General features: G+C 65.2%; 16 protein-coding genes. 3 read left to right on the forward strand and 13 right to left on the reverse strand.

The window, feature by feature from the left end:
* Nucleotides 1-40: 40 nt before the first annotated feature.
* The 6 genes from ACVBEQ_RS04890 to ACVBEQ_RS04915 form a co-directional block, all read right to left on the reverse strand.
* On the reverse strand, nucleotides 41-922 hold the full coding sequence (locus ACVBEQ_RS04890; RefSeq protein WP_447152305.1) for an aldo/keto reductase: 882 nt from the start codon (nucleotides 920-922) through the stop codon (nucleotides 41-43).
* Nucleotides 919-2,496 carry an acyl CoA:acetate/3-ketoacid CoA transferase gene (locus tag ACVBEQ_RS04895; protein WP_447152306.1) on the reverse strand — a complete coding sequence of 526 codons (1,578 nt, stop codon included), beginning with the start codon at nucleotides 2,494-2,496 and terminating at the stop codon, nucleotides 919-921. Before ACVBEQ_RS04895 ends, ACVBEQ_RS04890 begins: the two co-directional genes overlap by 4 nt.
* Nucleotides 2,493-3,224 carry an SDR family NAD(P)-dependent oxidoreductase gene (locus ACVBEQ_RS04900; protein WP_447152307.1) on the reverse strand — a complete coding sequence of 244 codons (732 nt, stop codon included), beginning with the start codon at nucleotides 3,222-3,224 and terminating at the stop codon, nucleotides 2,493-2,495. The genes ACVBEQ_RS04895 and ACVBEQ_RS04900 overlap by 4 nt, the downstream gene beginning before the upstream one ends.
* Before the next feature lie 185 nt (nucleotides 3,225-3,409).
* Nucleotides 3,410-4,618, reverse strand: coding sequence for a LacI family DNA-binding transcriptional regulator (locus tag ACVBEQ_RS04905; RefSeq protein WP_447152308.1), 1,209 nt, complete (start codon nucleotides 4,616-4,618; stop codon nucleotides 3,410-3,412).
* Nucleotides 4,609-5,418 carry a sugar phosphate isomerase/epimerase family protein gene (locus ACVBEQ_RS04910; protein WP_447152309.1) on the reverse strand — a complete coding sequence of 270 codons (810 nt, stop codon included), beginning with the start codon at nucleotides 5,416-5,418 and terminating at the stop codon, nucleotides 4,609-4,611. Before ACVBEQ_RS04910 ends, ACVBEQ_RS04905 begins: the two co-directional genes overlap by 10 nt.
* Before the next feature lie 5 nt (nucleotides 5,419-5,423).
* Complete coding sequence (locus ACVBEQ_RS04915; protein ID WP_447152310.1) at nucleotides 5,424-6,584, reverse strand: DUF993 family protein; 1,161 nt, start codon at nucleotides 6,582-6,584, stop codon at nucleotides 5,424-5,426.
* 135 nt (nucleotides 6,585-6,719) lie between these two features.
* Between ACVBEQ_RS04915 and ACVBEQ_RS04920 the strand changes: the two genes are divergently transcribed.
* From ACVBEQ_RS04920 to ACVBEQ_RS04930, 3 genes are all read left to right on the forward strand, one after another.
* The gene (locus ACVBEQ_RS04920; RefSeq protein WP_447152311.1) at nucleotides 6,720-8,231 is read left to right on the forward strand and encodes an aldehyde dehydrogenase family protein; all 1,512 of its coding nucleotides are present in this window, start codon (nucleotides 6,720-6,722) and stop codon (nucleotides 8,229-8,231) included.
* Between the two features lie 234 nt (nucleotides 8,232-8,465).
* On the forward strand, nucleotides 8,466-8,966 hold the full coding sequence (locus ACVBEQ_RS04925; protein WP_447152312.1) for a WhiB family transcriptional regulator: 501 nt from the start codon (nucleotides 8,466-8,468) through the stop codon (nucleotides 8,964-8,966).
* Nucleotides 8,967-9,908: 942 nt separating this feature from the next.
* Nucleotides 9,909-10,166, forward strand: a complete 258-nt coding sequence (locus ACVBEQ_RS04930; protein WP_447152313.1) for an STAS domain-containing protein — start codon at nucleotides 9,909-9,911, stop codon at nucleotides 10,164-10,166.
* A gap of 713 nt (nucleotides 10,167-10,879) precedes the next feature.
* On the opposite strand, the gene ACVBEQ_RS04935 is transcribed toward ACVBEQ_RS04930, so the two are convergent.
* The 7 genes from ACVBEQ_RS04935 to ACVBEQ_RS04965 all read right to left on the reverse strand — a co-directional run bounded on the left by ACVBEQ_RS04935 (nucleotide 10,880) and on the right by ACVBEQ_RS04965 (nucleotide 19,421).
* Entirely contained in the window at nucleotides 10,880-12,112 is a 1,233-nt protein-coding gene (locus tag ACVBEQ_RS04935) for an FUSC family protein (protein ID WP_447152314.1), read from the reverse strand.
* A gap of 48 nt (nucleotides 12,113-12,160) precedes the next feature.
* On the reverse strand, nucleotides 12,161-12,880 hold the full coding sequence (locus tag ACVBEQ_RS04940; RefSeq protein WP_447152315.1) for a GntR family transcriptional regulator: 720 nt from the start codon (nucleotides 12,878-12,880) through the stop codon (nucleotides 12,161-12,163).
* Nucleotides 12,881-12,884: 4 nt separating this feature from the next.
* Nucleotides 12,885-13,751, reverse strand: coding sequence for a sugar phosphate isomerase/epimerase family protein (locus ACVBEQ_RS04945; RefSeq protein WP_447152316.1), 867 nt, complete (start codon nucleotides 13,749-13,751; stop codon nucleotides 12,885-12,887).
* 74 nt (nucleotides 13,752-13,825) lie between these two features.
* On the reverse strand, nucleotides 13,826-14,767 hold the full coding sequence (locus tag ACVBEQ_RS04950) for a TIM barrel protein (protein WP_447152317.1): 942 nt from the start codon (nucleotides 14,765-14,767) through the stop codon (nucleotides 13,826-13,828).
* Nucleotides 14,764-16,695, reverse strand: a complete 1,932-nt coding sequence (iolD, locus tag ACVBEQ_RS04955; protein WP_447152318.1) for a 3D-(3,5/4)-trihydroxycyclohexane-1,2-dione acylhydrolase (decyclizing) — start codon at nucleotides 16,693-16,695, stop codon at nucleotides 14,764-14,766. The genes ACVBEQ_RS04950 and iolD overlap by 4 nt, the downstream gene beginning before the upstream one ends.
* A gap of 34 nt (nucleotides 16,696-16,729) precedes the next feature.
* Nucleotides 16,730-17,731, reverse strand: a complete 1,002-nt coding sequence (locus ACVBEQ_RS04960; RefSeq protein ID WP_447152319.1) for a Gfo/Idh/MocA family protein — start codon at nucleotides 17,729-17,731, stop codon at nucleotides 16,730-16,732.
* A gap of 157 nt (nucleotides 17,732-17,888) precedes the next feature.
* On the reverse strand, nucleotides 17,889-19,421 hold the full coding sequence (locus tag ACVBEQ_RS04965) for a CoA-acylating methylmalonate-semialdehyde dehydrogenase (protein ID WP_447152490.1): 1,533 nt from the start codon (nucleotides 19,419-19,421) through the stop codon (nucleotides 17,889-17,891).
* Between the last annotated feature and the right edge of the window lie 105 nt (nucleotides 19,422-19,526).

The following is a 19,526-nucleotide window of genomic DNA, read 5'->3' on the forward strand; positions in this document are numbered from 1 at the left end:
CCTTTCCTGTTGGGTGGTGACGACGGCCGGCGGCCCTCGTTCATGAAGTTGATGGGTGTTCTGTCGCGGCGAACGTCCGCGGATCCGGACCGCTGCGGGCCTGGATGTCCAGGTCGGTGATCTCCTGCAACTGACCCTCGGTCAGTGCGAAGGAGAACAGGTCGAGGTTTTCCCTCATCCGTTGCGGTGACGTTGTTTTGGGGACCACCGTGACGCCACGCTGCAGGTGCCACCGCAGAATCACCTGACCCGGTGTGCGGTCGTGTTCGGCCGCGATCCGGGTGATGACCGGGTCGGTGAGAACCGCGCCGCCCCTTGCCAGTGGGCTCCAGGCCTGGGTGATGATGCCGGCCGCGGTGTTGAACGGGACCAGGCCAGGCTGCGCCAAATGCGGGTGCAGCTCGATCTGGTTGACCGCCGGGGCGACTCCGGTGGCCTTCAGCAGTGTCTCGATGTGGTCGGCGTCGAAATTGGCCACCCCGACGGCCCCGACCGCCCCTTGTTGCTGCAACTCCAGCAGCGTCTCCCAGGTCGGCAGAAACAGGCCCAGATCCGCTGCGGGCCAATGGATCAGGTACAAATCCAGGTAGTCGGTGCCCAATCGGTCCAGGGTGAGTGACAGGGCTTGACGGGCGGCGGTCCGGCCCTGGTCGCTGTTCCACAGCTTGCTGGTCAGGAACAGATCGGACCGGGGCACACCGCAGGTCGCCACCGCCCGCCCGAGCGCCTCCTCGTTGGCGTACAGGGAGGCGGTGTCGAACAGCCGGTACCCGGACTCGACGGCGGCATGCACCACCGCGGGCATCTGCGGTGCGTCAATGAGGTACAGCCCCAACCCCACCGCCGGCATAACCGCACCACCTCTCAAGGTGACCGTCGGTGCCAGACCGGCGCCGGGCGGGCTCAGCTGTAGTCCGGTCATGCTGGCGCCCCTACGGTGGCCGGCTCGCCGATCGGCCGGAACACCTCGATGGGCATCGTCCGGACATTCCCAATCGTGGGCCGAAAGTCCATGTGCGCCAGAATGTCCCGTTCAATATCGATTCCTGGTGCTACCTCGATGAGAGTGATACCGCGATCGTCGAGCTCGAACACCGCTCGCTCGGTGATGTAGAGAGCGGGTTTGCCCGTCCGGCGGGCGTTGGCCGCGGCGAAGGTCACGTGACCCACCGCGTTGACGAACTTGTGCAAAGTGCCTTCCTGCACGATGCGTACGGTGCCCTCACCAACCTCCAGCTGCAGGCCCTTACCGGTGAAGGTGCCGCAGAACACGACTCGTTTCGCGCCGTTGACGATGTCGATGAACCCACCGGGGCCGACCGTCGTGCTGCCCAGCTTGCTGACGTTGACGTTGCCGTCGGCGTCCGCCTCACCCATGCCCAAGATCGCCACGTCGATCATTCCGGAGGCGAAAAACTCGAACTGCAGCGACGAAGAAAACAAGGCCTGCGGGTACCGGCTGAGGCCGAAGAGCGCACCGGTTTCCGGGAACCCCCCAACCGGGCCCTGCTCGATGCACAACGTGACGTCCTGCAGCCGACCCTGTTCGATCAGCACATCGACGGCGCCCGCACTCATCCCGTAACCGACGTTGAGCACCGTGCCAGCCGGCACCTCCATCGCCGCGCGGCGAGCGATGATCCCGCGTGCCCCTGTGATGGGATTGATCGCCGGGTGGAAACTGCTCTCGAAATGGCCGGGTGAGTAGAACGCCGGCTCGAACTCGGCTGCCCCGGACTGGCGTTGCCCGGCGTACGCGACAACCACATCGACCAGCGGTGACGGCACCAACATCATCCGCGGGTCCAACGACCCGTCCGCCACGACCTGCTTCACCTGGGCCAAGACAATGCCGCCCGATCCCCGGGTAGCGATCGCCACGGCCTGCGCGTCCAGGCTGGAGGCCTCCTGGTCGGCGCTGATGTTGCCGGTACGGTCGGCCGACCAGCCGCGGATGATGCCGACATCCACCGGGACCGGTCGGTAGTGCAGGTACTCCTGCCCGTCGATCTCGATGAGCGTCACCAGGTCCTTGGACGCCGCGGCGTTGATCTTCCCGCCGGACACCCTGGGGTCGACGAAGGTGTGCAACCCGACCTTGGTGATCAGCCCCGGACGACCTACGCCGCTTTCCCGCAGCAGGGCAGCGATGGCCCCGGCAGGGAAGGAATACGCCTCGATCAGGTTGGCCGATGCCAGCTTCTGCATGGGCTGTGACCAGCTCCAATGGCCGCCGATCACCCGTTTCACCATGCCCTCGTGCGCGAACCGGCTCAACCCGGTAGTTGGCCCGTCTCCGATGCCCAGGCCGTGAATGATGGTCAGGTCACGCGGATGTCCCTCGGCCAGGAACCGGCGTTCCACGGCCGCGAAGATGTGGTCCGCTTCCAGAATTCCGCCGCCCGACCCGGTCAGTGCGATCACCGCCCCGTCGCTGATGCTTCTGGCAGCCTCCTCCGCGTCGACGAACCGCGTCGCCCCGGATGCGCCGGTCACCAGACGCTCATTCCGCCGTCGACGGTCAGGACGGATCCGACGGCGAAGCTGGCCTCGTCGGAGGCGAGAAACTCGATTGCCGCGGCGATCTCATCCGCAGTCCCCATCCGGCCCAGGATCTGCCGGTCGTTCAAATACTTCAGGTACTCGGCCGGGTCCGCCACATCCGCGGCGATGGCCTGGAAGTAGGGCGAGTCAGTTGTCCCCGGTGCGACCGCGTTCACCCGGACACCGTCGCGGGAATGGTCGACCGCCATGGCCCTGGTCAGTCCAACGATGGCGGCCTTTGAGGCGCAGTACGCCGCGCGGCGGGCCATCCCGATCGCACCGGCCACCGAGGCGACATTGACGATCGCACCGGACTTGCAGGCGATCATCTGCGGCAGCACCGCCTGGCACCCGAGGAACACCCCGGTCACGTTGGTGCGAAACTGATCTTCCCAGTCTTGCTGGGTGAGATCCAGGACAGTGCCCTGCTTTCCGTAGCCGGCGTTGTTGACCAGCACGTCGATCGGCCCGTGATCGGCGGCGGTCACCAGGACCTGCTTCCACGCGCCGGCATCGGCGACATCACCGACGACTGTGGCGACGGTCCATCCTTGGTCGGACGCCTGCCGTTCCAGGTCGACAGATTGCTCGGCGTTGTTGGACAGCACGATGACCGTGGCCTTCTGTCGGGCGAAGCGGCTCACCGCCGCCAGCCCGATGCCGGAGGTCCCCCCGGTCACCACACACACTTTCTGCTCGAAAGTCATTTCTTTTTGCCCTTCAATAGGGTTGAGTCCGCACGCCCGCAAGCAACTGGGCTTCGGTCGTGGGCACACCGGTGGTGCACACGGAATTTCTGATTTCGGTGCCTTTAAGACCGGCACATCTGAAGTTCTTAATTCCGACTACGGGAATGCCACCGCGGTTAGTGCGGTTTTGGTGCCGATTCCAGGCGTCGGGCGTCGACGCCATCATGGTGCGAATCGGTTGCTGCCGTGTGCCGAGTGCTCGACCAAGCGCCGGGCGTCGGCGCCTTACCGGTCGAATCTCGGGCCACGAAGCTGGCCTCGATCATCAGTGGTTCGGTGGGGCGAATCCCGGAGGTTCCCACGAGTAGGTTCCAGGCATGTTCGCCCAGTTCGCTTTTCGGGCTGCGAACGGTGGTCAGTGCGGGCCGGATGTACCGGGACAGGTCCGTGTCGTCGAAGCCGGTGAGCGAGATGTCCTCGGGCACCGAAAGTTCCAGTTCCTGTAGCCGGGTCATGGCGCCGACTGCTGCGAGGTCGTTGAAGCAGATCAAGGCGGTCGCCCCAGTCGCCAGAGCTTCGTCGCAGGCGGCGTACCCGGCTTCGATGGTGGCGTCGGCCTGGACCGAGGTGGCCTGCAGGCCGATGACCGATGCCTGCTGGACCGCGCGCCACCGCTCGCGGTTCTGCCAGGTCAAGGGCGATCCGGCGAGATAGGCTGCGCGTCGGTGCCCCAGCGCCACCAGGTGGGCACACAGCTCCAGCATGGCCGGGAAATTGTCGGCCGCGACAACCGGGAGATCGACACCGAATTCGATGCGGTTCATCAGGACGATGGGGGTTTTGCGGTTCGCGAGTATTTTGAGATTCGCCGCACTCAGCCGAGAGGACAGCAGAATAATCCCATCAGTTTGTGCGGCCAGCGCATTCACAAGGTCCATCTCGGCGTCCGGATCACCTTGCGAATCGGCGACCACCAGCCGCTGACCGTCCCGGCCGGCCAGAACGTTGATCTCCTTGATGATTTCGTAGAAGTACTGGTTACCCAGATCCGGCACCAAAACGGCCATCGTCTGGTGCGAACCGGTCGCCAACCCGCGCGCCGCGGCATTCGGCCGATAGCCGAGCTCATCGGCCGCTTTACGGACGCGGGCCGCCATCTCCTGATTCACCGCGGCTGACCCGCTGAGGACCCGGGAAACCGTCGCTGTCGAGACCCCGGCCAGTTCGGCGACCTCGCTGATGGTGATGGCGCGATCATATCCCGAAACAGTGTTGTCTCCCACCCCCGAAAGGGTAATGGGGGACGAAACGCGCTGGCGTAACGGTGTCCCCGTTGCCCGCCCAGCGGGCTCGCCGCTCGCGGTCCCACTCTTGCTCAAATACATCTCTCGAACCTCTCGATCAGCGTAGCGACGGTCACATCCGGGTCCGCGGCCCACCACTGGTCGCTCAGGATTTCCACCTCGACCAGTCCGGAATAGCCGGCTGATTGGCAGTGGGTAACCATCGCGGTGAGGTCGATAACGCCGTCACCGATCATTCCCCTGCCGGACAGCAGGCCGCCGGTCAGCGGAGACACCCAGTCGGACACGTGAACTCCGGTGATCCGGCTCCCGGCGCGACGGATCGACTCCGACAAGGTGATGTCCCACCACACGTGATACGCGTCGACCACCACCCCGATACCCGGGCCGCCGGCATCGGCGAGATCAAGTGCCTCCGCGAGCCGGCACACCACGGATCGGTCGGCGGCCATCATCGGATGCAACGGTTCGATCGCTAGCTCGACACCAGCATCCACGGCGTCCCCAATCACCGCTGCGATGCCGTCGGCGACCATCCCCCACGATCCCTGAACGTCCTTGTCGACCACCGGTCCGCACACCAGCACCAGACACTCGGCGCCCAAAGTGGCAGCCTCGTTGATGGCACGGCGGTTGTCCTCGATCGCTTTGGCTCGCCCGGCCGCGTCCGGTGCGGTGAACATCCCGCCACGGCACAGCGACGACACCCGCAGGCCGGCGTCGCGGACCAGCTTGGCGACGCGCTCGGCGCCGCCGTCCTCGAGCTGGTGACGCCAGGGTGCCACCCCACCAAGGCCATGCTCCTGGGCCACGGTGATCACCCGGTCGATCGGCAGCGATCGCACCGTGATGGTGTTCAGGCTCAACTGTGAGCGGTCCATGACGATCAGGCCAGCCCGTACGCAGCAAGGTGAGTGGTCAACCGGTGCGCCGTGAGCGCCGGATCCCGGAACAGGCCGATGTCGTCGGCAGCCAGGAACAGGTCGAGCAGGTGCTGGATGCTGCGCCCGGAATCCAGGCCGCCGATCATCCGGAACGACTGCTGGTCCCCGTTCAGGTACGACAACCATGCAACACCGGTTTTGTAGTACTGGGTCGGAGCGGCGAACACCAAGCGAGACAGCGGAAGCGTCGGCTCAAGTATCCGGCGGTAACCATCCGGGTCATCGGCGTCCAACCGCGCCAGCGCAGCAGCCGCGATCGGGGTGATGGTGGCGAACGCACCCAGCAGGGCATGGCTGTGGCCAACTCCATCACCCGCGATCAGGTCCACGTAGTTGAAATCATCGCCGGTGAACAGCTTCACCCCGGCGGGCAGTTGCCGGCGCAGGTCCACCTCACGCGCGGCGTCAAGGAGGGAGATCTTGATGCCCCCGATCTTGGCCTGATCGGACTTGATGAGCTCAAGGACAGTCCGAGTGGCCTCGTCCAGGTCGGTGCTACCCCAATAGCCGGCCAAGCGCGCGTCGAAAGCAACCCCCAGCCAGTGCAGCAGCACCGGTCCCCGAGCGGCGGCCAACACCTCCCGATACACCCCCAGGTAGTCATCGGCAGTGCGGGCGGTGGCCGCCAGCCAGCGGCTGGCCATCAGCACCGCCGTGCCGCCACGCTGTTCGACGAACTCGACCTGCTCGATGTAGGCGTCCGCGATCTCCCCCAGCGACGCCGGCCGGTTATCAGGAAGTTGATCGGTGCTGACCCCAACCACCGAGGCCCCGTCACGCGAGCGGCCCGCGGTCAAGGTCAGGTCGATCAACTGCTGGGCATCGGTCCACGGCAAGCCCATTCCCCGCTGGGCGGTGTCCATCGCTTCCGCGACTCCCAGGCCGAGGTCCCAGATCCGCTCCCGGATCCGCAGGGTCGCGTCCCAGTCAATGGTGTCCGCGCCGGAATCGGCCATCGACGCGGTCAGCGGGTTCGCCACCACATGCGCCGCCGCGTACGCCTCACGTGAGGTCGACCGGGCTGAAGTAGTCGGGTAGCCGTGACCTTCGCGCAGAACGTGCAGCCGGCCCTGGGGACCCGGGATGGTGACCGAAACGGACACTGATTCAACAACCTCTCATCTGAGTAAGCGCTTACTGAACTGTGTGATCAATCTATCTTGCCTGTTCGAAAGACGCTGTTGTACCGTAGCGAAGGTCAATCCCGACGTCAAGCAAGCGCTTACTGGAGGTTTCAAGTGAAGGTTGACACCGCCGTCGACACAACAGCCACGGCCAGCGACATACGCAGCTATGGACTGTTCATCAACGGCTCGGAGCAGCCGACCGGAACGACAACTGTCGACCGCCGCTCCCCTGCCACCGGCAAGCTGGTCGCCCAATACACGGCGAGCACCGTGGAAGATGCCCGGGCGGCCGTGGACGCGGCTCGCACCGCATTCGACAGCGGCCAGTGGCCCCACCTGTCCGGGCAAGAACGCTCCCGGGTACTCAACCGACTCGCCGGGCTGATGCAGCGCGATGCCGAAAACCTTGCCCGGATCGAGGCCGAGGAAACCGGCAAACCACTGCGGCTGGCCCGGATCGACGTTCAGGGCAGCATCGGCCTGACCGAATACGCCGCAGCCCTGGCGCTTACCATGCACGGCGACGTCCACACCAACCTCGGCCCCGGATTCACCGGACTGGTGACCCGTGAACCGGCCGGCGTGGTCGGCATGATCACCCCCTGGAACTTCCCCCTCCTACTGCTCATGCAGAAGCTTCCGTTCGCCCTCGCCGCCGGGTGTACCGCGGTCGCAAAACCCGCTGAAGTGACCTCCGGAACCACCCTTGAGATCGCCCGTCTCGCCGCCGAAGCAGGCCTACCCGCCGGTGTCTTCAACGTCGTCACCGGCCGCGGATCCATCGTCGGCCAACACCTGGCCGAATCCAAGGACGTTGACGTGCTCTCCTTCACCGGTAGCACCTCCGTCGGCCAGCGCATCATCCAAGCCTCCGGGGTCAACACGAAACGCCTGTCCATGGAACTGGGCGGAAAGGCCGCCACCATCGTCTTCCCCGACGCCGACCTGGAAGCGGCCATCGACGGTGTCCTGTTCGGCGTGTTCTTCAACCAGGGCGAGTGCTGCGTATCCGGCGCCCGCCTGCTGATCCATCAGGACATCGCCGAGGACTTCCTAACGGCACTGGTCAACCGTGCCCGCGAGCTCTCCGTAGGAAACCCCCTGGACGAAGGATCCGACATCGGCGCCCTCATCCACGCCGAGCACCTGGAGACCGTCCTGAACTACATCAAGGTCGGCAAGGAAAACGGTGCCAAGGTCCTGGTCGGAGGAACGCGGTTGGACACCCCCGGTCTTCAGGACGGGTACTTCGTCGCCCCCACCATTCTCGACGACGTGACCCCCCAGAACCCGGCATTCCAAGAAGAGATCTTCGGGCCTGTCCTCACCGTCACCCGATTCAGCACGACGGACGACGCGATCCGCCTGGCGAACTCGGTGGAATTCGGCCTGGCCAACACGGTGTGGTCGAAGAACATCGACACCGCCCTCACCGTCGGCCGCGCCCTGCAAAGCGGCACCGTCTGGATCAACACCACCATCGACGGCGCCCCCCAGCTCCCCGGCGGCGGCGTCAAGAACAGCGGCTACGGACGCGAAATGGGACAGGTCGGGTTCGACGAATTCACCGAGGTGAAAACCATCCAGATCAGAACCGGCCAGCGCGAACCGTTCTTCCGGTAAGTAAGCCCCAGGGACACTCCGGCTGCCCCCGGTACACGCCGATGGCCCTCTGCCTGTTCGAGGGCACCCAAGACCCCGGGCCGGTGCGCGCGCAAACCGCCGCGCACCGGTCTGGGCACCAATTCAACATCCCGTGGCCCGAAGCACCCCAGTACGGCCCACGGGGCCCTGGCAACAACACAGTCAGGCGGCGCACATCGCACTAACAACGCTCCAGCCCCGCCAAGGAACCTCATGCGTACACCCATCGCGGGAACGGTCACCTCGAGAACTGACCCACAAAGACGAGTCGCCACCATCACGATCAACGGCGGCACCCAGCACCATGCTCTGACGTCAGGGCTGCACACCGACTCGAGCACGAATCGTTCAGGTCGCGAACAACCCCGAGCTGAGTACGTCAACTGCGGCACCACAGTAAAGCCAAGAGCCGAAAAGGAATCTTTCGTGGCCGAAACGCACCGCCTTCCGGAGCCCCTTGTCGTGCACTGGGAATGGCAAAACCAAGCAGCCTGCCGCGGCATGGACAGCTCAACTTTTTACCACCCCACCGGTGAGCCGATCGACGTCCGAGGCAATCGAATTGCCGCCGCCAAGATCATCTGCAATCAATGCCCGGTAATCACAGAGTGCCTCGACCACGCCCTACGGGTTCGAGAGCCGTACGGGATATGGGGCGGCCTCTCGGAGGCCGAACGCGCGGATCTGCTCGGGGTGCGAACCCTCAGATGGTAAACCCCCCAGTTACCCCGGGACATCATGACAAACAACGACACATGATGGCGGCACCTACACGACGCCCAACCGCCCAGATTCATTGGGGTACGGCCCGTATTTGGAGAGCCACATGAAAGCGCTGCGATCGGCAGGTCTACCCACGATCAGCCTCGGATTTCTGGCACTGGTATTCGCCAGGTCCTGGGTCGGTCCCCTTCTCGTTCTTCTTTTTGTTTGCGCGGCATACTGGTGGTCACTCCACGGTGCAGATCCAACTGGCGATCAGGCTGTCATCCATGACACCGAGCCCTTACCCGCACCGCCAATCGCGACAACCTCGATCGCCTGGAAGGCGGCCCCGCTTCACTGCAGCGACAACCCCTCGACGGCAGGTAAATTCTGATGCGATTGCTCACTGCACAGAAACCGCGACCCTACCGTTGGCGCAGGCCAAGATGCCACGACTGCCAAACCCCGACGGATCCGACGAGCGAACCTGCCGCGGTATACGTCACCGGTGTCGGATGGTTAGCCGTGCCGCTATGTCAGGGATGCGCCAAGCAAAGAGAATTCGACTAGCGACCGCACCACCAAGATCTCATCGACCGCCTCTTCAGACGCTGGACAACAGCCAGTGCCCGATCCGAAGTGACCTCCTGCCGTAAAGGTAGGTACGACGAGAGCTCGACCTGCAACTCAGTTGGTCGCCGAGCAGGGCCGTTCCCACGCGTCGATGCACCCGAGAAGTCACCCAAGTCTCGACCACCGGTGATGGCTAATTTCATCGGATATGCAGCATGATTCAGGATGGAGCAGTGAAGCTGTGACAGGATCCCGGTGCGTACGGGGACGTGTCGGAGGGTCGCCGGTCTCGCCCGTTACGCAACGAATTCGCGGTAACTGGTTGGCCCATCAGTGATGGTCACGGTGCATCGACTGTGCGACCGTTAGTCGACACTGTTGGCGCTTCTCAGTGGCGCTCTCACTGCGCCCGCTGCACAACTCCTAGAACACCGGCTTGCTGACACATTGGGATCGGAGGCCGACCCAGTTCGAGTAATACTCGACTTGAACGGCGCCACGGCGATCGACCGGACAGGCTTGGACGTTATTCTCGATATACAAAGTCGCATCATCAAGGCGGGCGGAGAATTCGAACTACTGGATCCGTCCCCTAGGGTCATCACCATGCTTCACGAGGCCGCCGAGGCTCTCTGACACTGACGCCAGTTGACTAGGTCACTCCGACCACTTCTGCGTTCAGGCTGTCAATTGCCCATCATGACGCCACGATTATCGGCGCGACCCGCCCACCTTAGACGGCAAACCGTCGTCGGTGAAGTGATATGAGGTCCTTGCATTGCAGGTGACCGATCGAGCGCGTTGCCCTCCAGCCCGGCGACCGCAGGCAGCAGGCAGCAGGAAACCGAGGTGTTCGCGCACAGCAACGCGCAGTATGATGTCCATTGACGTGATGTCCGCGTCCTTGCCCAACAGCATCGCGTAGAAAGCTGAGACTGCAATCCTCACGAACTGCCTATCTCCACCGACGAGGCGTCGTTTGACGGGACTGACCCGCCTCGTCGCCGTCGACCGTTGAAAGCGGGGGTGCTGTCAGCGTTGCCGGGCCGGAACGACCGACGGTAGGCCGTCGTTCAGGAAAACCAGGTGTCCCATCACGCCGACGGGATGTCCGCGTCGATGGGTGGCGGCCGGCTGCATCGTGCTGCCCACCCGGTCCAGCCAGGCGCCCAGCCGGTTTGTTCTCGAAAAGCGCTGTCCCACATCGGGTCCTTCCACTCACGTAGACCGATCGAGCCACGTTGCCTTCGGTTGTCGTCGAGCCGCAAACGCGGCACACCTATGTCGACGCTGTGTACCGTCAAGCCGTTCCCCGCAGGAGCGAGTCGTCGGTCACCCTCGGCCCGGACCTACGGTCCCGCCCGATGATCCCCGAGTTGCTCTGTGCCGGAGCGGAATCCCTTGTGGGCCGCCCGGATCACGTTGCGGGGATCGGCTCTGGACAGCTTCGGGGCGCGACCACGGCGACCTGCTTGATCTGCGATGTCCAGTTCGGCGAGGATCCGGTCCACTGCCTGCAGCAGCGCTTCGTTCAGCTCCCAGGTGACCAGGTCTTCCGGGTGGTCGGCCAAGCGGAGTTCGATCACCCGGACTCGGGCCTCCCGCAGGACGTCGATGGCGGCGCCGGCGGCCGCCTCCGCCTCTTCGGGCTTGTCGGCCACTTCCGCCCGGACAAGTTCGCCGTAGGCAGTCACCGCGTCCGACAGCTCGCTCAGCAGCCCCGCGAAGGCCTGCCGGACGGCTTCGGCGCTGTGGTTGTCGTTGTCGGCGGGGCTGTGGTCGCGGACCCCGTCAGCAATTGACCGGAACATGCTGCGTACCGCGACCGAGCAATGTTCCAGGGCCTCCAACCCACCGCGGAGGACTCGCGTCGTGTCCCGGACGGCGAGTGCTCGTGGGTTCAGCCGCCGCCCCTGCTCGGCCTGTTCCAATGCCCGGTCCATCCTGGGCACATGCCGGCTCAACCGTCGCGCGTCCTCCAACCATCGCGCTGCCTCGACAACCGTGACTCCACCGAGCATCTCATCTGCGGCAGCTTTCAAGAGCGAGGCGATCTCACTGCCGAACTTGGCGACGGCCTCAGCGGCGGTATCGGCCCGTATGCGGGGCGGGAAGGCGATGTTCACCACAATTCCCACGGCCGCGCCGATGAGGGTTTCGATGATCCGGTCGCTCGCGACGGTCTCCTCGCCGCCCACCGCGAGCACCAGCATCGCGCTGATCGGCACCTCCACCAGGTGCGGCCCGAGGCGCAGTAACTGGCCGGCCACGATGGAGATCGCGACGAGCAATCCGAGGCTCCACCAACTGATCCCCACCAGAGCGGAGAACCCGACCGCGAGCAACACCCCGACGACCACGCTGACCACCCGCTGGACGCCGCTGGTGACGATGTCGAACAGCGTCACCTCGACGACCAGCAGGGCGGTCAGGGCGGCGATCACCGGAACGGTGTCCTGCAGGAGCAGACCTGCGACGACGTAAGCGGCCACCGCTGCACCGGTGAGCCGCAAGGCCCGCAATACCGCGGTGGACCCGCGTTCCCGTACCCGCGCGAGGATTCGCCCGAAAAGCCGCGCCATCTGTTGAATCTCGTTCCTCGGGAGGACCGCGGCGTGACCGCTGAGTTGTCAGCGGGTCACGGTGACGGTGAAGGAGTACATGCTGGGCCGGTAGACATGTCGGCCCCATTCGACCGGCCGGCCGGTGTCGTCCAGCGTCAGCCGGTCGGCGGTCAACAGTGCGGCGTCCGGGGGCTCCTCCAGCAGCCGACATTCGTCGGCCGTGCCCGCGCGGGCGGCAATGCGTTGTTTGGCGACCGCGATGCGGATTCCTGCGTCGCGCATGGTCTGGTACAGACCGTGCGCACTCAAGTCGGTGTCACCGATTCCTGCCAGGTCTCCGGGAAGATAGTTCTCCAGGATCGCGAGCGGCTCGCCCTTGGCCAACCGCAGGCGGCGCAGGTGGAGAACCGGTTCCCCGACAGGGACGCTCAATGTGCCGGCGATGTCGTGCCGGGCGAGCACCCATTCATTGGACAGAACGGTCGTCCGGGGGCACTCGCCTCGTTTCTCGAGATCGTCGTACAGGCTGGTCAGCTGGATGGGGCGGTGGATGGGTCCGTGCACCACCTGGGTGCCGACGCCACGCTTGCGGACGAGCAGTCCGTTGTCCACGAGGGTTTGGATCGCGTGCCGCATGGTCGGCCTGGAGACCCCGAACCGCTGCGCGAGGAGGATCTCGTTACCCAGGCTGCTTCCCGGTGGGAGTTCTCCGGTTTCGATCGCACCCTGGATGCGACGGGCCAACTGGTGGTAGAGCGGGAGATCGGTGCTGCGGTCGAGTTTCACGCGGTCACGTCCCGAGGCCCTGTTTGACCCGGTCGAGCATGCGGCGGTGGATGTCGTCCGCGTTCTCTTCCCAGCCGAACACGCACACCGTTGCGATGCCGTCGAACCGGACGTCGCGGAGCGTGCCGAAGAATTCATCCCAGTTGACGTCGCCGTTGCCGATTTCGTTGTGCTGGTGAATTCGTGCGTCGACACCCGGTGGGTTGATGATGTACCGGTTGCCGACATTTGCCCGGTGGTTGTAGCAGTCGGCGATGTGCAGGTGAGCAAGCTTCGGCCCTGCGTAGCGGATCATCCGATCGAGGTCGCCGGCGCCGTCGGACAGGTGGAACGCATGCGGCGCGCAGAAGACGTAGTTCACCCAGGTCTTGTTCAGACCCCGAATGATCTGAATTGCGTCGTCGTTCGTTTCCGAAAAGTCGTACGGGTGGGCCTCCAGGTTGAGCCCGATACCGTATCTCTCGAAGTCCGGTGTCAGTTCTTCCATGGACCGGTAGAAGGCATGCTCGGACCGCAGCGGATCGTTGGGATCACCGGACAGCTCCGAGTTGACCACCGGGCATTCCAGCTCCGCGGCGATCTGCAGCAGCCGACGCCAGTTTCGGACCTGCGCCTGCCGCTCCTGTTCGTCGGGTGAGGACCAGTTGAACACCGGGACGAGGCTGAGCAGGGTGACACCTGTTTCCTGGCAGGCCTTCCGCACCTCGGCGATGGCCGCGTCATCGGCCTTCGGGTAGCGGTGCCAGAAGAAGAAGTCCGGGCGGGGCGACAGCTCCAGGTACTCGTACCCGAGGTCGGCGGCTTTCCGGACCTCGTCCGCCACCGAGAGGTCGGCGTGGTACATGGCCGGGTCGAGTGCGATCTTCACCATTGATACTCCTGGTCGGACTTTTCGATGTCGGTGAGGCAGTGGTCAGTGGGGCCAGTGTTCGGTGGGGCCGGTGGTCAGTGGGGCCAGCGGCGGACCGGGCCCAGTCCGCACGCGGTCAGGTAGCCCGCGGCGCGGGCCTGGATGGCCAGCGGGATGTGCGGAGCCACCGGGTAAAGGTCCTGTTCCAGGATGGTGAAGACCTCCCTGTCGAGCCGGGCCAGCGCATCGAGCAGGGACGGCACGTCGGGCTCGCCGTAGGGCGGCTCGACCATCACCCCGAGCGGGACGGCCTCGGCCAGCGACAGGTTCTCGGCCCGGACCCGCTCACGGACCTTGGGGTCGACGAACTTCAAGTGCACGTAGGTGATCCGCTCCGGTGCCTGCTCGATGATCTTCAGGTTGTCCCCGTCGCAGTATGCGATGTGGCCGGTGTCCAGGCACAGGTTGACGTGCCGGGGTTCGGTCTCGTCGAGGAACCGCAGGATCCGGTCCTGGGTGTCGACGTGGGTATCGGCGTGCGGGTGGAAGACCAGTTCGACACCGAACTCCTCGTAGATGATCTTGCCGAGTTCGTTGGTGCCGCTGATCAGGTTCGACCACCCGACAGGGTCGAGGTCGCCGGACTGGGTGGCCTCGCCGGTGTGCATGTCGGTGTACTGCTCGGGCAGATGAACCAGGTACTTGGCGCCGACCTCCCGGAGCAGTCTGGCCTCCCGGCTGAAGTCGGTGATCGCCTTGTCCAGGCCTTCCTTGCCCTTGTGCAGCCCGGCGAAAACCGTTCCGCCACAGACCTTCAGACCTCGTGAGTCCAACTCGTCGCGCAGCTGAGCGGGGTCCTGCGGGAGGAACCCCTGCGGGCCCAGCTCGGTCCACACGTACCCCGCGGTGGCGACCTCATCCAGGTAGGTCTTCCAGTCGACCTGCTGCGGGTCCTCCGGGAACCAGACTCCCCAGGAGTCCGGCGCGGTGCCGAGCAGGAGCTTGGAGACGTCTTCGGAGGGGACTGCGGCGTTCACGTGGTGCTCTCTTTCGCCGGCGTTGACTTTGAGGGGTTGGAATGGGAGGGGGTGAGGTAGGGACGCTGCGTGGCCTTGTGCTGCTCGTAGACCTTGTAGGCCTGCTGGGTGCTGTCGAGCTGGGAGACGTCCGCTACCGGTACGTCCCACCAGCTCTCGGAGGACGGGACCGGGGCGAGCGGGTCGGTCTCGATGTGCACGACGGTGGTGCGGGTCGCCGCGCGAGCCTGATCGAGAGCCTTCCTGAATTCCCCCATGGTGTTCACCCGGAGAACATCCGCGCCGAGCGACTCGGCGTTGGTGGCCAGATCCATGGGCAACTTCTCGCCGTCGAGCAGGCCGGTGTCGTCATTGCGATACCGGTAGTAGGTGCCGAACCGTTGCGAGCCGAGGGATTCCGACAGCGACCCGATGGAGGCGAAGCCGTGGTTCTGCACGATCACCACGATGAGCTTGATCTTCTCCGACACCGCGGTGGCGATCTCCTGCGCCATCATCAGATAGGAGCCGTCGCCGACCAGGGAGTAGACCTCGCGTTCGGGTGCGGCCATCTTGATGCCGAGTGCGCCGGCGATCTCGTATCCCATGCAGGAGAATGCGTACTCGACGTGGTACTGCTTGGGATCCTCGACTCGCCAGAGCATCTGCAGGTCACCCGGCATGGAGCCGGCGGCCTGGACGACGGTGCCGGACGGGCCGATGGATTCGTTGAGCGCCCCCAGCACCTCGGTCTGGGCGGGTAGCGGACCGTGGTCGAGGTGGTAGGCGTTGTCGATCACCGCGTTCCACCGGTTCTGGTGCTCGGTGTGCTCGGCTGTGTAGGCCTCCGGGACGTGGTAGTCCGACAGCTCCGCCGTCAGCGCCTCGAGCCCGTTGCGCGCATCGGCCACCAGCATCACGCCGGCGTTCTTCGCCGCATCCAGCGCGGTGACGTTCAGGTTGACGAACGAGACGTCCGGGTTCTGGAACGCCGTCTTGGAGGCGGTGGTGAAGTCGCTGTAGCGGGTACCGACACCGATGACGACGTCCGCATCGCGGGCCAGCGCATTCGCGACTGGCGACCCGGTCGATCCCACTCCGCCGACAGCCTGCGGGTGATCCCACCGGATCCCACCCTTGCCGGCCTGGGTGTCGGCGACCGGGATCCCGGTTGCCGCCGCGAACCTGGCCAGCTCCCCGGTCGCCTCGCTGTAGATCACTCCGCCGCCGGAAATGAGCAGCGGGCGCTTCGCCGATCGGATCGCAGCGACGGCCCGGGCCAGTGCAGTGGGCTCCGGCACCGGCCGTGGGACGTACCAGACGCGCTTGGCGAACAGTTCCTCCGGCCAGTCGTGCCCCTCGGCCTGGACGTCCTGCGGCAGGGCAAGGGTCACCGCACCGGTTTCGGCCGGGTCGGTCAGCACCCGCATCGCGCCGAGCATCGCCTGCGGCAACTGCTCCGGCCGCCACACCCGGTCGAAGAACCGGGACAGCGGCCGGAACGCGTCGTTCACCGAGATGTCATACCCACTCGGCAGTTCGAGTTCCTGCAGGACCGGGCTACCCACCCGGGTGGCGAAAATGTCACTGGCCAGCAGCAGGACCGGAATCCTGTTGGTGGTTGCCAGCGCCGCACCGGTCAGCATGTTCGCCGACCCCGGCCCGATCGAGGCTGTGCAGGCCAACGCCTGGAGCCGGTTGCGGGTCTTGGCGTAGCCGGCGGCGGCGTGCACCATGCCCTGCTCGTTCCGAGCCAGGTAGTACGGCAGATCAGCGGAGCCGGTCGTGGCCGCCTCCAGCAGAGCCTGCCCGACACCAGCAACATTTCCGTGCCCGAAGATGCCGAAGCAACCAGGAATCAGGCGCTGTTCCACGCCGTCCCGCTCGCTGTATTGATTTGCCAGGAATCGAACCAGCGCCTGCGCAACGGTCAGTCGAACGGTACCCACGTCGACGGCTCCTTCTTCTGTGATCGGGCGGGTCTCAGCGGTACAGGTCGGGTTTGTCGATCAGCTTGATCACGACGCGGGAATCGTCGTGCAGTGCCTCGACGGCCGCGTCGGACACCGCTGCAGCGGCGTACCCGTCCCATGAGCTGGGGCCGAATTGACCGCTGCCGGCGATACCGTCGATCCATTCCTGGAATTCGATGTCATAGGCGCGGATGAAGCGCTCGCGCCAGTCCTCGGGCACCCGACCACTGAACGATCCCGCCTTGCGGACGACGGTCGGTGTCGATTCGGCCAGGGTCACCGTGCCCTGCTCGCCGACGATCTCGCCGCGGATGTCGTAGCCGTACCGGATGTTGACGTTGGTCTCGACGTCGACCAGTGTGCCGGACTCCGTCTCGAACAGCATGAGCAACGGATCCTCGAGCTCGCCGCCCAGGCTGTTCTTCCGTGGCTTCAATACTCGTACAGCCACGATCTCCTCACCCAGCAGCCATCGGGTCACGTCGATGTCGTGCACCGCTGTGTCGGTGATGGCCATCTCCCGCGTGTAGTGGCCGGGGACGCTGGGGTTGCGGTGCGCCGCGTGCATCATCAACGGCGCCCCGATTTCGCCGCCGTCGAGAACCGCCTTCATCGCGCGGTAGGCCGGATCGTAGCGGCGCATGTAGCCGACCTGTACCACCCGGCGTCCGAGCGCCGTCTCGGCCTCGATGATCCGCAGGCAGGCCTCTTGCGTTGTCGCCAGCGGCTTCTCGCAGAAGACGGGTTTATCGGCGGCGATCGCCGCAAGGACGTACTCCTCGTGGGTGGGACCCCAGGAACACACGATCACGGCGTCAACCGCCGGATCGGCGATCAGTTCCTGCCCGGTTGCGAACACCGTCGCCCCGACCGGCTCCGCCACATGGTTTGCCTGGTCGGCGTTGACGTCGGTGACGGCGACAACCCTGGCCCCGGACAGGACCGTTGTCAGTCGACGGATGTGGTCCCGGCCGATCATTCCGACCCCGATGACTCCGACGTTGACAGTCACGTGATGCTCCTTCGCAATTGGTCATATTTCCGATGCGACGACCCGGGCGGATCGTGCCGGAAGTGAAGTGGGTGAGGCTGACGCGCCGAGGCGCTGTCGAGACGTGCGGTGTGTTGTCCGGGAAGTGGCGTTGGACAATGAGTGCTGACCGCCCGAACTACTCGTTCTGTGGGAATCCGAGGTTCAGACCCCCGTGGCTCGGATCGAGCCACCTTGTGGTGACGACCTTGCCGCGCGTGTAGAAGTGGAATCCTTCGGTGCCGTGGGCATGGGTATCACCGAACAGCGAGGCCTTCCAACCGCCGAACGAGTAGTAGCCGACCGGGACCGGGACCGGGACGTTGATGCCGATCATCCCGACCTGCACCTCGTTCTGGAATCTGCGGGCCGCTCCGCCGTCGTTGGTGAAGATCGCGGTGCCGTTGCCGTACGGATTGCCGTTGATCAGTTCCATGCCCTCGTCGTAGCCGTCGACCCGAACGACCGACAGCACCGGCCCGAAGATCTCGTCGGTGTAGATGCTCATGTCCGTGGTGACCTTGTCGAACAGCGTCGGGCCGAGCCAAAACCCTCCCGGCTCACCGTCGAAATGCTGCTCGCGGCCGTCGACCACGAGTTCCGCGCCGGCGTCGACGCCCGCCTGCACGTACGACGCGACCTTGTCCCGGTGCACCCCGGTGACCAGCGGACCCATGTCGCACCCGCGCCGGCCGTCACCGGTGCGCAGTGTCGCCATCCGCTCGGTGATCTTGCCGATCAGTTCATCGGCGACGTTGTCCACCGCCAGCAGTGCGGAGATGGCCATGCACCGCTCACCGGCCGATCCGAAACCGGCGTTGACCGCTGCATCGGCGGCGAGATCCAGGTCCGCGTCCGGCAGGACCAGCATGTGGTTCTTCGCGCCGCCCAGGGCCTGCACGCGCTTGCCGTGCGCGGTACCGGTCTGATACACGTACTGCGCGATCGGCGTCGATCCGACGAACGAGATCGCCTTGACCCGTTGGTCTTCCAGGAGCGCATCGACAGCGACCTTGTCGCCCTGCAGCACGTTGAACACCCCGTCCGGCAGACCTGCCTCCTGCCACAACTTGGCCAGCCAGATCGCGGTGGACGGGTCCTTCTCGCTGGGCTTGAGCACGACGCAGTTGCCCGCCGCGATGGCGATCGGGAAGAACCACATCGGCACCATCGCCGGGAAGTTGAACGGCGAGATGATGCCCACGACGCCCAGCGGCTGCCGCAGCGAGGACACGTCGACCCGGGTGGACGCGTTCTCCGTCATCGAGCCCTTCAGCAGATGCGCCAGGCCGCAGGCGAACTCCACCACCTCCTGACCACGGGTGACCTCACCCAACGCATCGGACAGCACCTTCCCGTGCTCGCTGGTGATGATTTCCGCAGCCTCGTGCTTGCGCTCGTTCAACAGCTCCCGGAAACGGAACAGGACCTGGGTGCGACGCGCCAGTGATATGTCCCGCCACCGCGGGAAGGCGGCTTCGGCAGCGGCGATCACTGCCTCCGCGTCCTGCCTCGATGCCAGCGCAACCCGCTTCGTGACCCGGCCGGTGGCCGGGTCGAACACCTCGGCGGAACGGTCGGACGCGCCGGCGAAAAGGGCTCCGCCCGACCAGTGCGGCAGCAGTCCCCCGTCGTTCTCCCAGGGACGTCCGTCGAGATCGGCGTTGGGCATCGCGTCGGGTTCGGTGATGGTGCTCATCGTTGAGTAACTCCTTGGCTGTCGAGAAATGACGTCGAGAAATGACGTCGAGAAATGACGTGAGATCGGCGGCGGTTG

The sequence above is a fragment of the Nakamurella sp. GG22 genome (assembly GCF_052976845.2).

Coding starts and splice junctions, on each gene's coding strand:
- ACVBEQ_RS04965 (WP_447152490.1), bottom strand. CDS start 19,421: ATGCCCAACGCCGATCTCGACGGACGTCCCTGGGAGAACGACGGGGGA.
- ACVBEQ_RS04905 (WP_447152308.1), bottom strand. CDS start 4,618: ATGTATTTGAGCAAGAGTGGGACCGCGAGCGGCGAGCCCGCTGGGCGG.
- ACVBEQ_RS04890 (WP_447152305.1), bottom strand. CDS start 922: ATGACCGGACTACAGCTGAGCCCGCCCGGCGCCGGTCTGGCACCGACG.
- ACVBEQ_RS04910 (WP_447152309.1), bottom strand. CDS start 5,418: ATGGACCGCTCACAGTTGAGCCTGAACACCATCACGGTGCGATCGCTG.
- ACVBEQ_RS04925 (WP_447152312.1), top strand. CDS start 8,466: ATGCGTACACCCATCGCGGGAACGGTCACCTCGAGAACTGACCCACAA.
- ACVBEQ_RS04945 (WP_447152316.1), bottom strand. CDS start 13,751: ATGGTGAAGATCGCACTCGACCCGGCCATGTACCACGCCGACCTCTCG.
- ACVBEQ_RS04935 (WP_447152314.1), bottom strand. CDS start 12,112: ATGGCGCGGCTTTTCGGGCGAATCCTCGCGCGGGTACGGGAACGCGGG.